The 19,103-nt window shown below is 54.7% G+C and carries 21 protein-coding genes; 19 read left to right on the top strand and 2 right to left on the bottom strand.

Annotation, left to right across the window (positions count from 1 at the left end; all coding sequences use genetic code 11):
• Positions 1-93: 93 nt before the first annotated feature.
• Positions 94-720, top strand: coding sequence for a lysoplasmalogenase (locus RYZ59_RS05540; protein ID WP_318045396.1), 627 nt, complete (start codon positions 94-96; stop codon positions 718-720).
• 75 nt (positions 721-795) lie between these two features.
• Positions 796-2,994 carry a Zn(II)/Cd(II)/Pb(II) translocating P-type ATPase ZntA gene (gene zntA / locus RYZ59_RS05535; RefSeq protein ID WP_318045398.1) on the top strand — a complete coding sequence of 733 codons (2,199 nt, stop codon included), beginning with the start codon at positions 796-798 and terminating at the stop codon, positions 2,992-2,994.
• A 77-nt stretch (positions 2,995-3,071) separates the two neighbouring features.
• On the opposite strand, the gene tusA is transcribed toward zntA, so the two are convergent.
• Positions 3,072-3,317, bottom strand: a complete 246-nt coding sequence (gene tusA, locus RYZ59_RS05530) for a sulfurtransferase TusA (RefSeq protein WP_005121576.1) — start codon at positions 3,315-3,317, stop codon at positions 3,072-3,074.
• 168 nt (positions 3,318-3,485) lie between these two features.
• On the opposite strand from tusA, the gene RYZ59_RS05525 reads away from it, so the two are divergent.
• Positions 3,486-4,151 (top strand): 7-cyano-7-deazaguanine/7-aminomethyl-7-deazaguanine transporter, encoded by a 666-nt coding sequence (locus RYZ59_RS05525; protein WP_005121575.1) that lies wholly within the window; start codon positions 3,486-3,488, stop codon positions 4,149-4,151.
• Between the two features lie 72 nt (positions 4,152-4,223).
• Positions 4,224-4,781, top strand: a complete 558-nt coding sequence (locus RYZ59_RS05520) for a DcrB family lipoprotein (protein ID WP_005121574.1) — start codon at positions 4,224-4,226, stop codon at positions 4,779-4,781.
• Positions 4,782-4,784: 3 nt separating this feature from the next.
• Here RYZ59_RS05520 and RYZ59_RS05515 read toward each other — a convergent pair whose 3' ends face one another.
• On the bottom strand, positions 4,785-6,002 hold the full coding sequence (locus tag RYZ59_RS05515; protein WP_318045402.1) for an MFS transporter: 1,218 nt from the start codon (positions 6,000-6,002) through the stop codon (positions 4,785-4,787).
• A 133-nt stretch (positions 6,003-6,135) separates the two neighbouring features.
• Here RYZ59_RS05515 and RYZ59_RS05510 point away from each other — a divergent pair, with 133 nt between their 5' ends.
• The 15 genes from RYZ59_RS05510 (at position 6,136) to RYZ59_RS05440 (ending at position 19,102) form a co-directional block, all read left to right on the top strand.
• Positions 6,136-7,182: an AI-2E family transporter gene (locus RYZ59_RS05510; protein ID WP_202037518.1), complete on the top strand. Its 1,047-nt coding sequence runs from the start codon at positions 6,136-6,138 to the stop codon at positions 7,180-7,182.
• Positions 7,183-7,653: 471 nt separating this feature from the next.
• On the top strand, positions 7,654-8,031 hold the full coding sequence (locus RYZ59_RS05505) for a hypothetical protein (protein WP_122973906.1): 378 nt from the start codon (positions 7,654-7,656) through the stop codon (positions 8,029-8,031).
• 68 nt (positions 8,032-8,099) lie between these two features.
• On the top strand, positions 8,100-9,161 hold the full coding sequence (locus RYZ59_RS05500; protein ID WP_137381983.1) for a class I SAM-dependent methyltransferase: 1,062 nt from the start codon (positions 8,100-8,102) through the stop codon (positions 9,159-9,161).
• A 40-nt stretch (positions 9,162-9,201) separates the two neighbouring features.
• Positions 9,202-9,924 carry a beta-ketoacyl synthase chain length factor gene (locus RYZ59_RS05495; protein ID WP_318045406.1) on the top strand — a complete coding sequence of 241 codons (723 nt, stop codon included), beginning with the start codon at positions 9,202-9,204 and terminating at the stop codon, positions 9,922-9,924.
• Positions 9,921-10,736 (top strand): lysophospholipid acyltransferase family protein, encoded by an 816-nt coding sequence (locus RYZ59_RS05490; protein ID WP_318045408.1) that lies wholly within the window; start codon positions 9,921-9,923, stop codon positions 10,734-10,736. Before RYZ59_RS05495 ends, RYZ59_RS05490 begins: the two co-directional genes overlap by 4 nt.
• Positions 10,717-10,974 carry a phosphopantetheine-binding protein gene (locus RYZ59_RS05485; RefSeq protein ID WP_048213596.1) on the top strand — a complete coding sequence of 86 codons (258 nt, stop codon included), beginning with the start codon at positions 10,717-10,719 and terminating at the stop codon, positions 10,972-10,974. Before RYZ59_RS05490 ends, RYZ59_RS05485 begins: the two co-directional genes overlap by 20 nt.
• 12 nt (positions 10,975-10,986) lie before the next feature.
• Positions 10,987-11,238: an acyl carrier protein gene (locus RYZ59_RS05480; protein ID WP_005121566.1), complete on the top strand. Its 252-nt coding sequence runs from the start codon at positions 10,987-10,989 to the stop codon at positions 11,236-11,238.
• Positions 11,239-11,244: 6 nt separating this feature from the next.
• Positions 11,245-11,826: a hypothetical protein gene (locus RYZ59_RS05475; RefSeq protein WP_318045411.1), complete on the top strand. Its 582-nt coding sequence runs from the start codon at positions 11,245-11,247 to the stop codon at positions 11,824-11,826.
• Entirely contained in the window at positions 11,823-13,184 is a 1,362-nt protein-coding gene (locus RYZ59_RS05470) for an AMP-binding protein (RefSeq protein ID WP_318045412.1), read from the top strand. Before RYZ59_RS05475 ends, RYZ59_RS05470 begins: the two co-directional genes overlap by 4 nt.
• Entirely contained in the window at positions 13,171-13,524 is a 354-nt protein-coding gene (locus RYZ59_RS05465) for a hydroxymyristoyl-ACP dehydratase (protein WP_318045414.1), read from the top strand. Before RYZ59_RS05470 ends, RYZ59_RS05465 begins: the two co-directional genes overlap by 14 nt.
• On the top strand, positions 13,515-15,206 hold the full coding sequence (locus RYZ59_RS05460) for a glycosyltransferase family 2 protein (RefSeq protein WP_318045416.1): 1,692 nt from the start codon (positions 13,515-13,517) through the stop codon (positions 15,204-15,206). Before RYZ59_RS05465 ends, RYZ59_RS05460 begins: the two co-directional genes overlap by 10 nt.
• Positions 15,207-15,209: 3 nt before the next feature.
• The gene (locus RYZ59_RS05455) at positions 15,210-15,632 is read left to right on the top strand and encodes an acyl-CoA thioesterase (RefSeq protein WP_045448568.1); all 423 of its coding nucleotides are present in this window, start codon (positions 15,210-15,212) and stop codon (positions 15,630-15,632) included.
• Positions 15,629-16,234 carry an outer membrane lipoprotein carrier protein LolA gene (locus tag RYZ59_RS05450; RefSeq protein WP_318045420.1) on the top strand — a complete coding sequence of 202 codons (606 nt, stop codon included), beginning with the start codon at positions 15,629-15,631 and terminating at the stop codon, positions 16,232-16,234. The genes RYZ59_RS05455 and RYZ59_RS05450 overlap by 4 nt, the downstream gene beginning before the upstream one ends.
• Positions 16,203-18,521 carry an MMPL family transporter gene (locus tag RYZ59_RS05445; protein WP_318045422.1) on the top strand — a complete coding sequence of 773 codons (2,319 nt, stop codon included), beginning with the start codon at positions 16,203-16,205 and terminating at the stop codon, positions 18,519-18,521. Before RYZ59_RS05450 ends, RYZ59_RS05445 begins: the two co-directional genes overlap by 32 nt.
• Positions 18,518-19,102 carry a DUF3261 domain-containing protein gene (locus tag RYZ59_RS05440; protein WP_318045424.1) on the top strand — a complete coding sequence of 195 codons (585 nt, stop codon included), beginning with the start codon at positions 18,518-18,520 and terminating at the stop codon, positions 19,100-19,102. The genes RYZ59_RS05445 and RYZ59_RS05440 overlap by 4 nt, the downstream gene beginning before the upstream one ends.
• Position 19,103: the final 1 nt, after the last annotated feature.

Here is a 19,103-nt window from a genome sequence, read left to right as displayed (position 1 = left end):
TGGTGTTGTCATCTGGCGGTATCGGACTCTACACTGGTCAATAGAGCCGTAAGCACCCCGCTTACGAAAAAATAACGAATTCAAGGAACTAAGATGCTTTGGTCGTTTATCGCTGTTTGTCTTTCCGCATGGTTGTTCGTGGATGCTTCCTATCGTGGGCCCGCCTGGCAACGCTGGGTCTTTAAACCCCTGACGTTATTGCTCCTGCTGCTGCTGGCCTGGCAGGCGCCAATGTTTAACGCTATCAGCTATCTGGTGCTGGCTGGCCTGCTTGCCTCGCTGCTGGGCGATGCGCTGACGCTATTGCCGCGCCAACGCCTGCTGTACGCCGTGGGGGCATTCTTCCTGTCGCATCTGCTGTACACCATCTACTTCGCCAGCCAAATGACGCTGTCGTTCTTCTGGCCTCTGCCGTTGGTACTGGTGGTACTGGGGGCGTTGCTGATCGCCGTGATCTGGACGCGTCTGGAAGAGCTGCGTATCGCCATTTGTACCTTTGTCGGTATTACTCTGATGATGGTCTGGATGGCAGGCGAACTGTGGTTCTTCCGCCCGACGGCTCCGGCGCTGTCAGCATTTTTGGGGGCCTCTCTCCTGTTCATCGGCAACATTGTCTGGCTGGGGAGCCATTATCGTCGCCGCTTCCGCGCCGATAACGCAATTGCCGCCGCCTGCTACTTCGCCGGGCATTTCCTGATTGTTCGTTCGCTGTATCTTTAAAAATCCTTGACTCTGGAGTCGACTCCAGAGTGTATCCTCCGGTTAATACGAAATGATTATCAATCGGAGGATGCCATGTCGACACCAGAGGCCAATGGCAAAAAAGCCCCACAGTTTTCTTCATTCAAGCTCGCGCCTGCGCCGCAGAAAGCTGATGACTGCTGCTGTGAAGGCAGTTGCTCAACCCCACCGCCCGTATCCGATACCGTACAAGGTACCCGCTATTCCTGGAAAGTGGCGGGCATGGACTGTGCGGCCTGCGCCCGAAAAGTAGAGAATGCGGTCCGCCAGGTCAGCGGCGTTAACCAGGTTCAGGTTCTGTTCGCTACCGAAAAGCTGGTGGTGGATGCCGGTTCCGATGTCCGCCAGCAAATTGAAAGCGCAGTGCAGAAGGCCGGCTACACCCTGCGTGATGAGCAGGCGCCAGAAGAAGCCCCCGAATCACGGTTTAAAGAAAATCTGCCACTGATTTCATTGATTATCATGATGGCCATCAGTTGGGGACTGGAGCAGCTCAATCACCCCTTCGGCCAGATAGCCTTTATCGCCACCACACTGGTGGGTCTGTACCCCATTGCACGTCAGGCGCTGCGCCTGATGAAGACCGGTAGCTACTTTGCCATTGAAACGCTGATGAGCGTCGCCGCCATCGGGGCATTGTTTATCGGTGCAACGGCGGAAGCGGCCATGGTACTGCTGTTGTTTTTAATTGGTGAACGCCTGGAAGGATGGGCAGCCAGCCGCGCCCGTAAAGGGGTCAGCGCGCTAATGGCGCTGAAGCCGGAAACCGCCACGCGTCTGCGTAACGGCGAGCGCGAAGAGGTGGCCATTAACACCCTCCAGCCAGGCGACATCATTGAAGTTGCCGCCGGAGGACGTTTACCCGCCGACGCTAAACTGGTTTCGGGTTTTGCCAGCTTTGATGAAAGTGCATTGACGGGTGAATCTATTCCGGTTGAGCGGGCATTGGGCGAAAAAGTCCCGGCAGGTGCCACCAGCGTAGACCGACTGGTCACTCTCGAGGTTCTCTCTGAACCCGGTGCCAGCGCAATTGACCGTATTTTGAAACTGATTGAAGAGGCCGAAGAGCGTCGCGCCCCTATTGAGCGTTTTATTGATCGCTTCAGCCGGATTTATACCCCGGCCATCATGGCGATTGCCTTGCTGGTCACGCTCGTACCGCCGCTGCTGTTTGCCGCTTCCTGGCAGGAATGGATTTATAAAGGGCTAACGCTGCTGCTGATCGGTTGCCCGTGCGCACTGGTGATTTCAACCCCTGCCGCAATCACTTCCGGATTAGCCGCAGCGGCGCGTCGCGGAGCGTTAATCAAAGGCGGTGCCGCACTGGAACAGTTGGGCAGAGTCACGCAGGTGGCGTTTGATAAAACCGGCACCCTGACCGTCGGTAAACCGCGCGTCACGGCGATTCATCCGGCAAGTGGGCTAGACGAAGCTGCACTGCTGGCGTTGGCAGCGGCCGTTGAACAAGGCGCAACGCATCCGCTGGCCCAGGCCATTGTCCGTGAAGCACAGACGCGTGAACTGAGTATTCCACTAGCGACAGAACAGCGTGCGCTGGTTGGCTCAGGGATTGAAGCACAGGTAAACGGCGAGCGCGTACTGATTTGCGCGGCAGGCAAACATCCTGCTGATGTCTTTGCCGGGCAGATAAGCGAACTGGAAAGCGCAGGCCAAACCGTCGTGCTGGTCGTGCGTAACGATGCCGTTCTCGGCGTACTGGCCTTGCAGGACACGCTGCGCGACGATGCCCGCACCGCCATCAGCGAGCTGAATCAACTCGGTGTGAAAGGGGTGATCCTGACCGGCGACAATCCTCGTGCGGCAGCCGCTATTGCCGCTGAACTGGGGCTTGAATTCAAAGCGGGGCTGTTACCGGAAGACAAGGTACAGGCCGTTACCCAGCTCAACCAACTGTCACCGCTGGCGATGGTCGGCGATGGGATCAACGACGCTCCGGCGATGAAAGCCGCCACTATCGGCATTGCCATGGGTAGTGGAACCGATGTTGCACTGGAAACTGCCGATGCGGCCCTGACGCATAACCGTCTGCGTGGCCTGGTACAAATGATCCAGCTGGCGCGCGCCACCCACGCCAATATTCGACAAAACATTACGATTGCGTTGGGTCTGAAAGGGATTTTCCTTGTTACCACGCTGCTGGGGATAACCGGATTGTGGCTGGCAGTGCTGGCTGATACGGGGGCGACGGTACTGGTGACCGCCAACGCGCTGCGCTTATTACGTAAAGGATAATGTGTGTGTGCCGGATGCGGCGTTGCCTTATCCGGCCTACAGGTTACACAGCGTGAGCGCCATCCGGCATGACAAGATTACTGGCCTTTGCGCAGCAGATAGCGGTACGGCAGCGAGTCGGTCTCTTTTGCCACCAGCTCATGTTCCATAAAAGTACAGAAGCCGGGAATATCGCGGGTTGTCGCCGGATCGTCTGCAACAATCAGCAGCGTCTCACCGGCCTGCATGCCACGCACGGTTTTACGCACCATCATGACGGGTTCCGGACAGCGCAGCCCCTGCGCATCAAGAGTATGGTCGGGAGAAGTAAACAGATCGCTCATCGTAGTCTCATTCATACAAAAACGGCGTTATTTTACGCTCTGTTGTGGCGTAAGCCAATCAGGTTAACGATTGCGTGAAAAACAACCATTGCAATGTGTTTTTAAAGCAGTATCATGCGACGGTTTTTTATTGGGTTCCCTCACCCCATCCAACAAAAAGGTCACAATATGACTCCGTTTACACAAAATCAGCGCGTAAAAGCGTTGTTCTGGCTATCGCTATTTCATCTGCTGGTGATCACCTCCAGCAACTATCTGGTGCAGCTTCCGATCTCCATTTTTGGTTTTCATACCACCTGGGGCGCGTTTAGCTTTCCGTTTATTTTCCTCGCGACCGATCTGACCGTGCGTATCTTTGGCGCACCGCTGGCAAGACGCATCATCTTTGCCGTGATGGTTCCTGCGTTGCTGATCTCATATGGCGTGTCTTCACTGTTCTATATGGGCTCCTGGCAAGGTTTTGATGCGCTGCTGCACTTTAACCTGTTTGTCGCCCGTATCGCCGCTGCCAGTTTTATGGCTTACGCGCTGGGACAAATTCTGGATGTGCACGTCTTTAACCGCCTGCGTCAGAACCGTCGCTGGTGGCTCGCGCCTACGGCCTCAACGCTGTTTGGCAACATCAGCGATACGCTGGCGTTCTTCTTTATCGCCTTCTGGCGCAGCCCGGATGCCTTTATGGCCGAGCACTGGATGGAAATCGCGCTTGTCGATTACTGCTTCAAAGTGCTGATCAGCATTATTTTCTTCCTGCCGATGTATGGCGTGTTGCTGAATATGTTGCTGAAAAGGCTGGCAGATAAATCTGAAATCTCTGCATTGCAGACGAGTTAAAGGTTCATTTTCCGAGTTGTGATAAGATGGACGAATGAGCCGTTATGGCCGTTTATCGAAAGGAAGAAGTCAATGCGCAATCTGGTTAAATATGTCGGTATTGGCCTGCTGGTTATGGGGCTTGCGGCCTGTGATAATAGCGATACAAAAGCGCCAGCAGAGGGTGCTGCCGCACAAAGCAGCGCCGCCGGACAACCGGTTAACCTGCTCGACGGCAAACTCAGTTTTTCCCTGCCGGCAGACATGACCGATCAGAGCGGCAAGCTGGGCACTCAGGCCAACAACATGCACGTTTATTCTGACGCAACCGGCCAGAAAGCGGTGATTGTGATTGTCGGTGACGATACCAGTGAAGCACTGCCTGTACTGGCAAAACGTCTGGAAGACCAGCAGCGTAGCCGTGACCCGCAGCTGCAGGTGGTCACTAACAAGTCAATTGAGCTGAAAGGCCACACGCTGCAGCAGTTAGACAGCATCATTTCAGCGAAAGGCCAGACTGCCTACTCCTCCGTGGTGCTGGGTAAAGTGGACAACCAACTGCTGACTCTGCAAATCACGCTGCCTGCTGACGATCAACAGAAAGCGCAAACGACCGCAGAAAACATCATTAACACGCTGGTTATCCAGTAATCGTTAAGACGATGATGCGGCCTCCGGTGACACCACCTGAGGCCGTTTTTTTAGCCGCCATGTCAGCAATAACGCCACCGCCACCAGCCCTGCGGCCGCCAGATAGATAACCGGTACCCCCGCCCATGTCATCACCAGCCCCGCCAAAGGCCCGGTGACGCCCAGCGACAAATCCATAAATACCGTATAGGTCGCCAGTGCCGCGCCCTGATTCTGCTGCAGGACCGCTTTTACCGCTACCACACCCAGCGCCGGGAAGACTAACGAGAACCCTGCGCCGGCCAGTAGCACGCCGATTTTCGCCATCCACGGCATGGAAGCCATCCCGACCAGCAACAGCCCAACAATTTCGACGCTAAAGCAGATCATCGCGACATTCAGCCCGCCTAACCGGTTGATGCCATTTGGGAATAGCAGACGAGTACCAACAAACGTGCAGCTAAATAGCGTCAGCGCGAATGCCGCGCCGTCCCAGCCTTTTGCGTCGTAAAACAGGGTAATAAACGTGGCGATCACCCCAAAGCCGGCAGAGGCCAACGCCAGTGCCATGCCGTACGGCCAGACGCGCCCAAGCACCGCGCGAAACGGCATCGGTTTGCCCTTGCTGGCCTTCACTGCCGGACGCGGCAGCGCCAGCAATATTGCCAACAACGCCACGGTCATCACGGTCAGCGCCAGCCCCTGTAAGCCACCCCAGGCGTAGCACAGCACACCCAGCGGTGCACCTATCGCCATCGCCCCGTAGGTGACAATCCCGTTCCATGAAATCACCCGTCCAATGTGCATTGAGCCAACCACCCCAACGCCCCATAATGTAGAGCCGGTCCCGGCAAAGCTTTGCCCGATACCCAGAATCACGCGCCCGAGGCACAGCAGTAATAAACTGGCCAGCGGCCAGCCATGAGCGCTCCCTGCCAGCAAATAGCCCAGACCACTTAAAAAACAGCCGCACAGCCCAAATACCACAATTTTTTTCGGCCCCAGCAAATCGGCATAGCGACCGGCATGAGGGCGGCTCAACAACGTCGCGAAGTATTGCAGACTGATAACCAGCCCGGCCCAGAAGGCACTAAACCCCATAACATCATGGACATAACCCGGCAATACCGCGAGCGGCAGGCCGATGGTCAGATAGCTGGCGAAGTTAAACATCACCACGGAGACAATGCGCAGATTGAGGCGTAAACCGCTCAGCGTCGGTTCAGCGACGGGTTCGGGCATGGGGGGTCACCACATATTCACAACAGTGTTTCATTTCTACCATGTTGCCGGACAGAAATCAGCTGTCAGATTAGGAATATAGGTCGCAAGCCAGCCGCTACACTTAATGCAAAAATGCACACAGGAAGAAGACATGACAACCATCCAGCCTGATAAAACAGGTTTGCACATTTTGCTTAAACTGGCCGCGCTGGTGGTGATCCTCGCGGGTATACACGCCGCAGCCGATATTCTTGTACAGCTACTGCTGGCCCTGTTTTTCGCCATTGTGTTGAATCCCCTGGTAACCTGGTTTATTCGTCGGGGGATCCGTCGCCCGGTTGCCATTACGCTGGTGGTCGTGGTGATGCTCATCGTCCTTACCGCGCTGGTTGGTGTCCTGGCGTCGTCGATCACAGAATTCATGGCCATGCTGCCCAAGTACAATAAGGAGCTGACGCGCAAAGTCCTGTATCTGCAAGAGATGGTGCCCTTTCTGAATTTGCATATGTCGCCAGAGCGCATCCTGCAACGTATCGATTCCGACAAGCTCATGACCTTCACAACCACGCTGATGACCAGCCTTTCCGGTGCGATGGCCAGCGTCGTTCTGCTGGTGATGACGGTGGTCTTTATGCTGTTTGAGGTACGCCACGTCCCCTATAAAATGCGCTTTGCGCTGAACAATCCGCAGATCCATATTGCGGGGCTGCATCGGGCATTAAAGGGCGTATCCCACTATCTGGCACTGAAAACGTTGCTCAGCTTATGGACTGGCGCCATCGTCTGGCTGGGGTTGGCGCTAATGGGCATTCAGTTCGCTCTGATGTGGGGCGTGCTGGCCTTCCTGCTCAATTATGTGCCCAATATAGGCTCGGTTATTTCCGCCGTGCCGCCTATGATTCAGGCGTTGCTGTTCAATGGCCTTTACGAGTGCGTGTTGGTCGGCGCGCTGTTTCTGGTGGTGCATATGGTGATTGGCAATATCCTTGAGCCACGTATGATGGGGCATCGCCTGGGATTGTCGACGCTGATCGTTTTCCTGTCCCTGTTGGTATGGGGATGGCTGCTCGGTCCCGTGGGCATGTTGCTCTCCGTCCCATTAACCAGCGTGTGTAAAATCTGGATGGAAACCACCACCGGTGGCAGCAAACTGGCCATTTTGCTTGGTCCCGGCAGACCCAAAAGTCGGCTACCCTGAAAAACTACCAACCGAGGTAGTTTTTATCTTTTTATATGCCCGTTAAACTGATATCCATACAGGTATATATCGCAATTTATCTTAAATAAAGAGTGAAAAGGATTTCATTTTTTAATAAAGAAAATACATAAGTCAAGGTGGTGGTTTCTTTGCCAAAACGCATAAAAATAATGAATCCCCCCACAGCATTTAACTCAAACTATCTGCCTATATTTAAAGGTTATTTTATTTGATACGTTTTATCTAAAAATCTATACTTCTCGCCAATGATGATGCTGAAAAATTTCCGTTGAAGAAAGTCACCGAATATTACCATCCGGCAACCTCATCGCCTTGCTATCGGACACGTGAAATAAAATGCTGATTTAGCTTAAATAAAATCACAGGTGCTGCAGGGTGATCATTATTTCGAAGCTTATTATTAAACACGTATAAACAGTACTTTGATAGGGAGTTTTAATGAAACAGTATATTAAGTGGTTTGCGGCCATTGCCGTTGTCGGTGCGCTGGCGGGATGTGCGCGTACTGCGCCGATCGATCAAGTTCACACCAGCGTAAGCGCGGGACACACTCAGGATCAGGTTAAAACCGCGATTCTGAAAGCGGGCATTCAACGCCAATGGGTCATGTCTGAAGCCGGTCCTGGTGTCATTAAAGCACGCCAACAAACCCGCGACCATGTGGCTGAAGTCCGTATCACTTATACCGCCACCAGCTATGACATTAAATACGACAGCAGCCTTAACCTGCAGGCTTCTGGTGGAAAAATCCATAAAAACTACAACCGCTGGGTACGCAATCTGGATAAAGACATCCAGCTCAATCTGTCAGCCGGTGCCAATCTGTAATTACGCCTAAAGTCGGGCCGAAAAGGCCCGATACTCTTACTCTCTGCCATTTAACAGGTTGTCCCCACATGTACGAACAGGATTCGCTTAGCGCACTGGATGCCATTACTGAAGCACAACGTATTGCCTTTGCCCCTATGCTTTTTCAAACCGCGTTGTGTCTGCGAAATGCGGGAGTACTCACCTGGCTGGACAAGCAAGGTAAACGCGGCGCCACGCTCGACGAAATTACCGAGAACAGCACCATCAACGAATATGCCGCCAGCATCCTGTTGGATATGGGGTTAAGTGGGCGAATCATTACCCACAAAGAAGGATATTATTACCTCGCAAAAGTCGGCCACTTCCTTTTACATGACACAATGACGCGTGTGAATATGGATTTCACCCAGGATGTTTGTTATCAGGGACTGTTCTATCTGGAGAATGCGCTGAAAGAAGGGAAACCCGCGGGATTAAAAATTTTTGGCGACTGGCCAACAATCTATCCGGCACTGTCGCAATTACCCCTGGCTGCGCGTGAAAGTTGGTTCGCTTTCGATCATTACTATTCAGATGGCGCATTTGATGCCGCATTGCCATATGTATTCGCCAGCGCCCCTGCAACCCTGTACGATGTCGGCGGAAATACCGGGAAATGGGCATTACGTTGTTGTCAACATGATGACAATATTGCAGTCACTCTATTAGATTTGCCGCAACAAATTGCACTTGCCCGCGAAAATATCGAAAATGCGGGATTATCCCATCGCATAAATTTCCATGCTGTGGATATGCTTAGCGACTCGCCTTTACCCGCAGAGGCAGATATCTGGTGGATGAGCCAATTTCTGGACTGTTTTTCCCCGGAACAAATTATCGCCATACTGAGCAACATTGCTCGGGTGATGAAACCGGGCGCGAAGCTGTGCATTATGGAACTGTTTTGGGATGCCCAAAAATTTGAAGCGGCCTCATTTAGCCTGAATGCATCTTCGCTTTATTTTACCTGTATGGCGAATGGCAACAGCCGATTCTACAGCGTAGAGAAGTTTTATCACTATCTGAATCAGGCAGGTTTTCAGGTAGATGAACGCCACGACAACTTAGGTGTTGGGCATACTTTATTGATATGTCAGAAGAAAAAATAAGAAACAATCGGAACAACCGATTTACCGCGGATACGCGTTGATGAAATTTGCTTTCAACATTATCGACTGGCAGGCCAAGGCGCCAGGATTAAGCGAAACAGAACAGTGGCATGAATGGTCACGGTTTTCGCACGCCATCGATCCCACCGCGCCATTGGCTAAACTCAGCGAGTTACCGATGATGACGGCTCGCCGCCTCAGCTCCGGTAGCAAACTGGCCGTTGATTGCGGGCTGGCGATGCTACGCCGTCATAATATCGATGCCGTGTTGTACACCAGCCGCCATGGTGAACTGGAGCGTAACTACAGGATCCTGCACGCCCTGGCGACTGAGCAGGCTCTCTCACCAACCGATTTTGCCCTCTCTGTGCATAATTCTGCGGTGGGAAACCTGACCATCGCCGCGAAAAAACCGATTGTCTCCTCCTCGCTTTCTGCAGGCAGGGATACGTTCCAGCAGGGGCTGTGCGAAGTCATCGGGCTGTTGCAGGCGGGATATCAGCGCGTATTGATGGTCGATTTTGACGGTTTTCTGCCCGAGTTTTATCATCCACAGTTACCGCCTGATATGCCGACATGGCCGTTTGCCGTCGCACTGGTTATTGAGTCCGGTGATCGCTGGCAATGCGAAACCCGTCCACACCGCGCGCAAGGTGAGACGCCATTGCCACAAAGCCTGTTGTTTTTACAACATTATTTGCAAGATACCGCGGCGTTTACCCTGCCAGGCGAGCGCGTACAGTGGCAGTGGAGTCAGGGATGAACACGATTTTCCTGCGGCTTAATTGGGTATGGCGACTGGTGATGACCGGTTTTTGCTTTGCCCTGTTTGGCCTCGGCGGACTGCTCCTTTCTACCGTCTGGTTTAACGTATTGCTCATCGCAGTATGGGATAAAGCCCGACGTCGGCGTATCGCCAGGCGCAGCATTGCCGCCAGTTTTCGCCTCTTTTTAACGGTGGCGAAGCGCCTTGGCGTGCTGGATTACCAGATTGCAGGTCGAGACGTTTTACGCAACGAACAAGGGTGCCTGGTCGTCGCCAATCATCCGACGCTCATCGACTACGTGCTACTGGCCTCGGTCATGCCAGAAACCGACTGTCTGGTGAAAAGCGCATTACTAAAAAACCCGTTTCTCGGCGGTGTGGTCCGGGCAGCAGATTATCTGATTAACAGTCAGGCTGATGCGCTGTTACCCGCGTGCCAGCAACGTCTGGAACAAGGCGATACCATTTTAATTTTCCCCGAGGGAACCCGTACACGCCCCGGAGAGGAAATGACGTTACAGCGTGGTGCGGCGAATATCGCCGTACGCTGCAGCAGCGATTTACGCATCGTCACCATTAACTGCAGCGAACAGATGCTGGATAAAGAAAGCAAATGGTACGACGTTCCATCGATAAAGCCCATGTTCACCATTTCAGTACACGAACGGGTTAAGATCGACCAATTTTACGACGCAAATTCACAAGAACCGGCGCTGGCCGCAAGGCAGTTAAACCGGCATCTTTTGCTTCAATTACAACCAGGTACTTTACCTCTTTCAGGAATTAATGATGCAAGCGCTTTATCTTGAAATCAAAAATCTCATTATAACGACATTGAATCTCGACGAACTGACAGCTGACGATATTGATACCGAAGCGGCACTCTTTGGCGATGGATTAGGTCTGGACTCAATCGACGCCCTGGAGCTGGGGCTGGCGGTGAAAAACGAGTATGGCGTGGTCCTCTCAGCAGAGAGCGAAGAAATGCGTCAGCACTTCTTCTCCGTCGCCACGCTGGCATCGTTCATTCACGCGCAACGTGCCTGAGGATAGTCCGTTATGACCGAACAAAAAGCCATTTACGAAGAAGTCTCCTCACTGCTGGTCAAGCTGTTTGAAGTCGACCCGCAGGACATTAAGCCTGAGGCGCGCCTGTACGAAGATCTGGAGCTCGACAGCATCGACGCCGTCGACATGATCGTGCATCTGCAAAAGAAAACCGGTAAGAAAATCAAGCCGGAAGAGTTCAAAGCAGTACGCACCGTACAAGATGTCGTCGACGCGGTAGAACGCCTTCTCAAAGAAGCGTAATTCACCGTGTCGGGCACTCGCTCGCTGCCAGTCGTACAACTGCTAACAGGCCTACTGTTGTTGGCCTGGCCGTTTTTGATCTGGTTTGGCCTTGCGCATAACAGTCTGCACTGGTTGCTACCGTTGATGGCGCTACTCCTTTTTTTACGCTTTCGCCAGACCCGGCGACAGGCGGGGCCGTTGCGCGTCGTGACACAGGTCGTGGCGGTCGCGGGTATCACCTTGTGCATTGCCAGTTATCTGCTCAAGACGCATCAGTTGCTGCTGTTTTACCCGATAGTGGTAAACGGCGTCATGCTGTCGGTATTTGGTGGCTCTCTGTGGTCCGCAATGCCCATTGTTGAACGCCTGGCGCGGCTGCGCGACCCAAATCTGCCCGAGGCAGGAGTACGCTACACTCGCCGTGTGACGCAAATCTGGTGCGCCTTTTTCATCATCAACGGCAGCGTTGCGCTCTTTACCGCACTGAATGGCGATATGACTCTGTGGACGACCTGGAACGGTATGGTTTCCTATCTGCTGATGGGAACATTGATGGTCGGCGAGTGGTTAGTTCGCCAACTGGTGATAAAACGAGATACCCAATGAAGCAGCCCCTCACACTTGCTCAATGGCTCTGTGACCCACGCCCGAACGACGTTCCTGTTGCGTGGCAGGAAGAGCATACCTGGACGCTGGGTCATCTGCGCCACGATGTGGCCCAGTTGATAACGTACCTGCAGCGGCAGGAAGGTGAACGCTGGGCATTGTGCTTCGAGAACAGCTATTTATTTATCGTCGCGCTGCTGGCCACGCTACATGCTGGCAAAACGCCGGTGATCCCTGGGCATTGTCGCGTTTCGTTGTTAAACGAGCAGCACAGGCTGTTTGACGGCGTACTGAGCGATAAAGCGCTGGAGTGGCAGGGAACGCTGCGGGTGGTCAGTTCTGCCATGACATCCGTGACCCACGACATCACCTTTCCGGCAATACGCAGCGACGCCTTTGTGGAGCTGTTCACTTCCGGTTCGACCGGCCAGCCGAAACGCGTGATCAAACCGATCGCGCGTCTGGATAGCGAAGCGGCATTGCTCGCTACACGCTTTGCCGATCGTCTGGCAGGTTGCCGGGTGGTCGCGTCAGTGGTACCGCAACATCTGTATGGCCTGACGTTCCGTATCTTTTTGCCGATGGCCTTAGGTCTGCCGCTGCACGCGGCAATGCTGTGGTATGCCGAACAACTGGCGGCGTTGAGCTCTGATCATCGGTATGCGTTTATCAGCAGTCCGGCGTTTCTGAAACGCCTCGATCATCACCTGGCGCCGCCGCCGGTCGAACTGATTCTGTCTGCGGGCGGTATGCTGCCCTGGCAGGACGTCGCGCAGGCTGCTGACTGGCTGAATGTCTGGCCCGATGAGATCTACGGCAGCACTGAAACCGGAGTCCTTGCGTGGCGTTATCGCCATCAAGATGATGTGGCATGGCTGCCTTTTCCCGGCGTCAGATTCCAGCCAGAAAACGACGCGTTTCGCGTATTTTCACCGCTAATTGCCGCTGATGATGGCCTGTTGCTGGATGATATTCTGCAATTTACTGAAAACGGTCAGTTTCGCCTGATGGGCAGGCGCGGGCGAGTTGTCAAAATTGAAGAGAAACGCATTTCACTCAGCGAAGTGGAGCAACGCTTGCTGGCGCTGGACGGTATCCGTGACGTCGCGGCATTGCCGGTCTCACGCGGGGGGCGCCAGGGCGTTGGCGTCCTGCTGGTACTGGATGACAAAGCCCATCAACGCTGGCTCGCGTGCGGAGGAAAACCGCAAGAACTGACCTGGCGACGTTCGCTGTTGCCCTGGCTGGAGCCGGTCGCCGTTCCCCGCTACTGGCGGGTGATTGATGAGATTCCGGTCAACAGCATGAACAAGCGTGTCTATGCGCAATTACAGGAGTTATTTCATGAAACCCCATGAAATCGAGCGCCATCAGGCACAGCCTCAACAGGCTGAGATTGTTTTACATCTCGACCCTTCGCTGTTTTGGTTCAGCGGACATTTTGCCGTGCAGCCACTGCTGCCAGGCGTTGCACAGCTGGATTGGGCGATGCATTACGCCACCACGTTGCTGGTCCCTGGCTGGCGTTTTCACAGTATTCAGAACGTGAAGTTCCAGTCACCGCTATTGCCTGAAACCACCGTCACCCTGAGCCTGAGCTGGCAGGAAGAACGTCAGATGCTCTCTTTTAGTTACCAGCGCCACGACGATGAAGCGCGCCATACCGCCAGCAGCGGGAAGATTCGGTTATGCCGCTGACGTTTTCCCCGTGCGTGTTGATCCCCTGCTATAACCACGGCGCGATGATGTCGGGCGTATTGGATCGTCTTCAGCCGTTCAATCTCCCCTGCATTGTGGTGGACGATGGCAGCGACAAGACCACACAAGACGAACTGGCACGCCTGGCGGCAGAATACCGCAATCTGACGTTAATTCGCCTGCCGGTCAACGCAGGCAAAGGCGCGGCGGTGATTAGCGGAATACAGGCGGCGGCAGATGCCGGGTTCAGTCATGCCGTGCAGGTCGATGCCGACGGGCAGCATGCCATTGAAGATATTCCCAGGCTGCTTGCATTAGCAAAAGAACATCCGACAGCGCTCATTTCCGGGCAACCGATTTACGATGATTCTGTTCCTCGCTCGCGCCTGTACGGACGCTGGGTAACCCACATCTGGGTGTGGATAGAAACGCTCTCGTTGCAGCTAAAAGACAGTATGTGCGGCTTCCGGGTGTATCCGGTGGCACCTACACTGCAACTGGCACAGCGCGTGACGCTCGGCAAACGGATGGATTTTGATACCGAAGTGATGGTGCGCCTCTACTGGCAAGGCAACACCAGCTATTTTATCCCAACGCGAGTTACCTATCCGCAGGACGGGCTATCCCATTTCGACGCGCTCAAAGACAATCTGCGCATTTCATTAATGCACACTCGCCTGTTTTTTGGCATGTTGCCGCGCATCCCCTCCCTGCTTTTTCGTCGTTCATCAACACACTGGGCGCAGCAGCAGGAAGTCAAAGGGCTGTGGGGAATGCGTCTGATGCTGCTGGTCTGGCGTTTACTCGGTCGCAAAGCCTTCTCCCTGCTACTGTATCCGGTAGTCGGCGTTTACTGGCTCACCGCATCAACTGCCCGAAAAGCCTCTCAGAGCTGGATTAGCCGCGTACGGGCGCAACTGATCGCACGCCGGATGCCAGTACCGTCAAACCTGACCAGTTATCAGCATTTCCTGCGTTTTGGCGGCGCGATGCTGGATAAGATTGCCAGCTGGCGCGGTGAGCTGCACATCGGCCGCGATGTTGTTTTTGCACCAGGCGCTGAAGAGACGCTAAATGTCAGCGACCCGCGAGGAAAACTGCTGCTGGCTTCGCATCTGGGCGATGTCGAAGCCTGTCGGGCACTGGCCCAGCTGCAGGGCAGTAAAACAATCAATGCGCTGGTATTTAGCGATAACGCCCAACGCTTTAAACAAATTATGGAAGAAATGGCCCCGCAGGCTGGGTTAAAACTGCTTCCGGTGAACGATATCGGCCCGGATACCGCCATTCTGCTCAAAGAGAAACTGGATCGTGGCGAATGGATAGCCATCGTCGGCGATCGCATCGCCGTCACGACCCAACGTGGCGGCGAATGGCGTGTCTGCTGGAGCCGCTTTATGGGACACGTTGCGCCATTCCCACAGGGCCCGTTCATTCTTGCGTCTATTTTACGCTGCCCGGTGGATCTGATTTTCGCCCTGCGCCAGCAAGAGAAGCTACATATCCACTGCGAACCGTTTGCTGACCCGCTGCTCTTGCCACGCGCCACCCGACAACAGGCATTACAACATACCGTCGATCGCTACGCCGAACGCCTTGAGCACTATGCACTTCAGTCGCCACTCGACTGGTTTAACTTTTTCGATTTCTGGCAACTGCCGGACACCAAAGACAAGGAGTAAAGGGTGCTTAACGATCCCCGCTTTACGGCTGAAGTCGAGCTGACCATTCCGTTTCACGACGTCGATATGATGGGTGTAGCGTGGCATGGCAACTACTTCCGCTATTTCGAGATTGCCCGTGAGGCACTGCTGAACCAATTCGATTACGGTTATCGGCAGATGAAAGAATCTGGCTATCTGTGGCCCGTGGTCGACACTCGCGTGAAGTATCGCAATGCCCTGACTTTCGAGCAGCGTATCCGTGTACGCGCCCAAATTAAAGAGTTCGAAAATCGCCTGCGTATCGGCTACGAAATTTTTGATGCTGAAACAGGGAAACGCGCCACAACAGGCTACACCATCCAGGTCGCCGTCGACGAAAAAAGCCGTGAACTGTGCTTTGTCAGCCCCGATATTCTGTTTGAACGGATGGGAGTGACACCATGAAATTATGGCCATTGCTTCTGCTGCTCGTCAGCCCTTTCGTCAGTGCTCTGACGCTTGACGCCCTGCAACAGCGTTTTACCGAACAACCGGTGGTTCGCGCCCACTTCGATCAAACCCGGACGATAAAGGATCTGCCGCAGCCGCTGCGATCTCAGGGCAACATGTTGATCGCCCGCGACCAGGGGCTGTTATGGGACCAAACCGCGCCGTTCCCGATGCAGTTGCTACTGGATGACAAACGGATGGTTCAGGCGATTAACGGTCAACCTCCGCAGACCATCACCGCGGAGAATAACCCGCAAATGTTCCAGTTTAACCATCTGCTACGGGCGCTATTCCAGGCGGATCGTAAGGTACTGGAACAAAACTTCCGCGTGGAGTTTGCAGATTTAGGGGACGGTCGCTGGACGCTACGCCTGACGCCAATCACCACCCCGCTGGATAAGATTTTTGCGACGATTGATTTAGCCGGCAAGACCTACCTGGAGAGCATTCAGCTCAATGATAAGCAGGGCGATCGTACCGATATCGCGCTTTCCCAACACCAACTCACGCCAGCGCAACTGACCGATGACGAACGCCAACGCTTTGCCGCCCAGTAAACGCCCCGCGCTACTATGGGGAGCCGCCTGCCTGATTCTGCTTGGCGTCCTGCTGACGCTGCTACCTCAGGCCCGGCTTAACAGCAGCGTGCTGGCCATGTTGCCAAAACAGACGCTGGGGGCCATCCCGCCGAGTCTGAACGAGGGGTTTATGCAGCGCCTTGACCGGCAATTGGTCTGGCTGGTGAGCCCCGGTAAACAACCGGACCCGGCGGCGGCGCGCGACTGGCTGGCGCTACTGCAAAAATCGCACGCGCTGGCCCAGGTGAAAGGCCCGATGGATGCCAACAGCCAGCAGGCCTGGGGGGCTTTCTTCTGGCAACATCGTAACGGCCTGATAGATAACGACACCCGCGCCCGTCTGCAAAACGGCGGCGAAGCGCAGGCCCAGTGGATTCTGTCCCAGCTTTACTCGGCGTTCTCCGGCGTCAGCGGCAAAGAGCTACAAAACGACCCTCTCATGCTGATGCGCGGCTCGCAGTTGGCCATGGCTAAAAATGGGCAGCGTTTACGCCTGATGGACGGCTGGCTGGTCACGCAGGACGAGCAAGGCAACTACTGGTATCTGTTACATGGTGAGTTGACCGGCTCATCGTTTGATATGCAACAGACGCACCAATTGGTCACCACGCTGAATACGCTGGAAGGTGAGTTCAAAACCCACTATCCGCAGGCACAACTGCTGTCTCGCGGGACGCTGTTCTACAGCGATTACGCCAGCCAGCAAGCGAAACAGGATATCTCGACCCTCGGTATAGCGACCGTGATCGGGGTGATCCTGCTCATCGTGGCCGTGTTTCGTTCGCTACGTCCGCTGCTGCTGTGCCTGATTTCAATTGGTATTGGCGCACTGGCGGGAACCGTCGTCACGCTGCTGGTTTTTGGCGAGCTCCATCTGATGACGCTGGTGATGAGCATGAGCATTATCGGTATTTCCGCCGACTATACGCTCTACTATTTGACCGAGCGGATGGTGCACGGTGCAGAAACATCGCCATGGCAAAGCCTTGCCAAAGTACGCAATGCCCTGCTGCTGGCACTGCTCACTACCGTGGCGGCTTATCTGATTATGATGCTGGCCCCCTTCCCCGGTATTCGCCAGATGGCGGTATTCGCGGCGGTGGGTCTGAGTGCCTCGTGCCTGACGGTCATTTTCTGGCACCCATGGTTGTGTCGTCGCTTGCCGGTGCGCCCGGTTCCGGCAATGGTACTCATGCTACGCTGGCTTGCCGCCTGGCGGCGGAATAAGACATTATCCGTTGGCCTGCCGGTGGCGCTGGCATTGTTCACGTTGGCAGGTATGGCGACGCTACGCGTAGACGATGATATCTCCCAGTTACAGGCGCTGCCGCAGGGCATTCTCGCTCAGGAAAAAGCGATTACCGCCCTGACCGGGCAAAGCGTCGACCAGAAGTGGTTTGTCGTGTACGGCAAATCCGCTCAGCAAACGCTGGAGCGACTGGAAGCCTTTACTCCCGCGCTGGAAGAGGCAAAAAAAGACGGATTACTCAGCGGATATCGCACCATTCCGTTAAATTCGCTCACCCGGCAGCAGCAGGATCTCACCCTGTTAAAAGATGCCGCACCCGCCGTCACAAAGGCCTTAAACAGCGCCGGACTGGCAACGGTGAAACCCGATCTTAGCGCTATGCCGGTCACCGTCGATGCCTGGCTTTCCAGCCCGGCCAGTGAAGGCTGGCGCTTGCTGTGGCTGTCGCTGGCGGACGGCGAAAGCAGCGTGCTGGTTCCCGTTGAAGGCGTGAAACACAGTGATGCTTTAAACACACTCAGCACGAAATATTCCGGCGTGGCGTGGGTGGATCGTAAGAGCAGCTTTGACAATCTGTTTGCCCTTTATCGCCATATTCTGACCGGCTTGCTGTGCGTTGCGCTGGCGGTAATTGCCTGTGGCGCCGTGATTCGACTTGGCTGGCGTAAGGGCTTAATTAGCCTGGTCCCCTCCGTGTTGTCTTTAGGTTGTGGTCTGGCGGTACTGGCCCTGAGTGGTCATGCGCTCAACTTGTTCTCACTGCTGGCATTGGTGTTGGTACTGGGAATTGGCATTAACTACACGCTGTTTTTCAGTAATCCACGCGGCACGCCGCTGACGTCGCTACTGGCTATCACGCTGGCGATGATGACCACGCTCCTGACGCTCGGCATGCTGGTCTTTAGCGCCACCCAGGCAATCAGCAGTTTTGGCATTGTGCTGGTAAGCGGCATTTTCACCGCCTTCCTGCTGTCACCGCTGGCGATGCCAGGGAAAAAAGAGAAAAAAAGAAGATGATTAAACAGATATTCTGGCGCACCGCTGCGCTGGTCGCCACGCTGATGCTGGCCGGATGCAGCCACTCACAGCCCGAACAAGAAGGCCGACCACAGGCGTGGCTGGAGCCGGGCGCACGCGTGACGCTACCCGCGCCGGGGATCTCTCCGGCGGTCAATTCCCAGCAGCTCCTCACCGGCAGTTTTAACGGTAAAACCCAGTCGCTGCTGGTGATGCTTAACGCCGATGATAAAAAACTCACCCTGGCAGGCCTCTCTTCTGTCGGTATCCGCCTGTTCCTCGTCACTTACGATGAAAAAGGGCTGCATGCCGAACAATCAATCGTGGTGCCGCAGCTGCCGCCAGCCAGCCAGGTGCTCGCCGACGTGATGCTCAGCCACTGGCCGATTAGCGCCTGGCAGCCGCAGCTGCCTGAGGGCTGGACGCTCACCGATATCGGCGACAAGCGCGAGCTGCGCAACGCCCGCGGCAAACTGGTCACGGAAATCACGTATCTGAATCGAAAAGGAAAACGCGAACCGATCAGCATTGAGCAGCACGTTTTTAAATACCACATCACCATTCAATACCTGGGTGACTGAG

Source organism: Citrobacter sp. HN-141 (assembly GCF_033341895.1).
GTDB lineage: Bacteria > Pseudomonadota > Gammaproteobacteria > Enterobacterales > Enterobacteriaceae > Citrobacter.
This window is presented reverse-complemented; position numbering and strand designations above follow the sequence as displayed.

Coding starts and splice junctions, on each gene's coding strand:
- RYZ59_RS05445 (WP_318045422.1), top strand. CDS start 16,203: ATGACGAACGCCAACGCTTTGCCGCCCAGTAAACGCCCCGCGCTACTA.
- RYZ59_RS05490 (WP_318045408.1), top strand. CDS start 9,921: ATGAACACGATTTTCCTGCGGCTTAATTGGGTATGGCGACTGGTGATG.
- zntA (WP_318045398.1), top strand. CDS start 796: ATGTCGACACCAGAGGCCAATGGCAAAAAAGCCCCACAGTTTTCTTCA.
- RYZ59_RS05465 (WP_318045414.1), top strand. CDS start 13,171: ATGAAACCCCATGAAATCGAGCGCCATCAGGCACAGCCTCAACAGGCT.
- RYZ59_RS05485 (WP_048213596.1), top strand. CDS start 10,717: ATGCAAGCGCTTTATCTTGAAATCAAAAATCTCATTATAACGACATTG.
- RYZ59_RS05450 (WP_318045420.1), top strand. CDS start 15,629: ATGAAATTATGGCCATTGCTTCTGCTGCTCGTCAGCCCTTTCGTCAGT.
- RYZ59_RS05515 (WP_318045402.1), bottom strand. CDS start 6,002: ATGCCCGAACCCGTCGCTGAACCGACGCTGAGCGGTTTACGCCTCAAT.
- RYZ59_RS05525 (WP_005121575.1), top strand. CDS start 3,486: ATGACTCCGTTTACACAAAATCAGCGCGTAAAAGCGTTGTTCTGGCTA.
- RYZ59_RS05470 (WP_318045412.1), top strand. CDS start 11,823: ATGAAGCAGCCCCTCACACTTGCTCAATGGCTCTGTGACCCACGCCCG.
- RYZ59_RS05460 (WP_318045416.1), top strand. CDS start 13,515: ATGCCGCTGACGTTTTCCCCGTGCGTGTTGATCCCCTGCTATAACCAC.
- RYZ59_RS05520 (WP_005121574.1), top strand. CDS start 4,224: ATGCGCAATCTGGTTAAATATGTCGGTATTGGCCTGCTGGTTATGGGG.
- RYZ59_RS05500 (WP_137381983.1), top strand. CDS start 8,100: ATGTACGAACAGGATTCGCTTAGCGCACTGGATGCCATTACTGAAGCA.
- RYZ59_RS05495 (WP_318045406.1), top strand. CDS start 9,202: ATGAAATTTGCTTTCAACATTATCGACTGGCAGGCCAAGGCGCCAGGA.
- RYZ59_RS05540 (WP_318045396.1), top strand. CDS start 94: ATGCTTTGGTCGTTTATCGCTGTTTGTCTTTCCGCATGGTTGTTCGTG.
- RYZ59_RS05480 (WP_005121566.1), top strand. CDS start 10,987: ATGACCGAACAAAAAGCCATTTACGAAGAAGTCTCCTCACTGCTGGTC.
- RYZ59_RS05510 (WP_202037518.1), top strand. CDS start 6,136: ATGACAACCATCCAGCCTGATAAAACAGGTTTGCACATTTTGCTTAAA.
- RYZ59_RS05440 (WP_318045424.1), top strand. CDS start 18,518: ATGATTAAACAGATATTCTGGCGCACCGCTGCGCTGGTCGCCACGCTG.
- tusA (WP_005121576.1), bottom strand. CDS start 3,317: ATGAGCGATCTGTTTACTTCTCCCGACCATACTCTTGATGCGCAGGGG.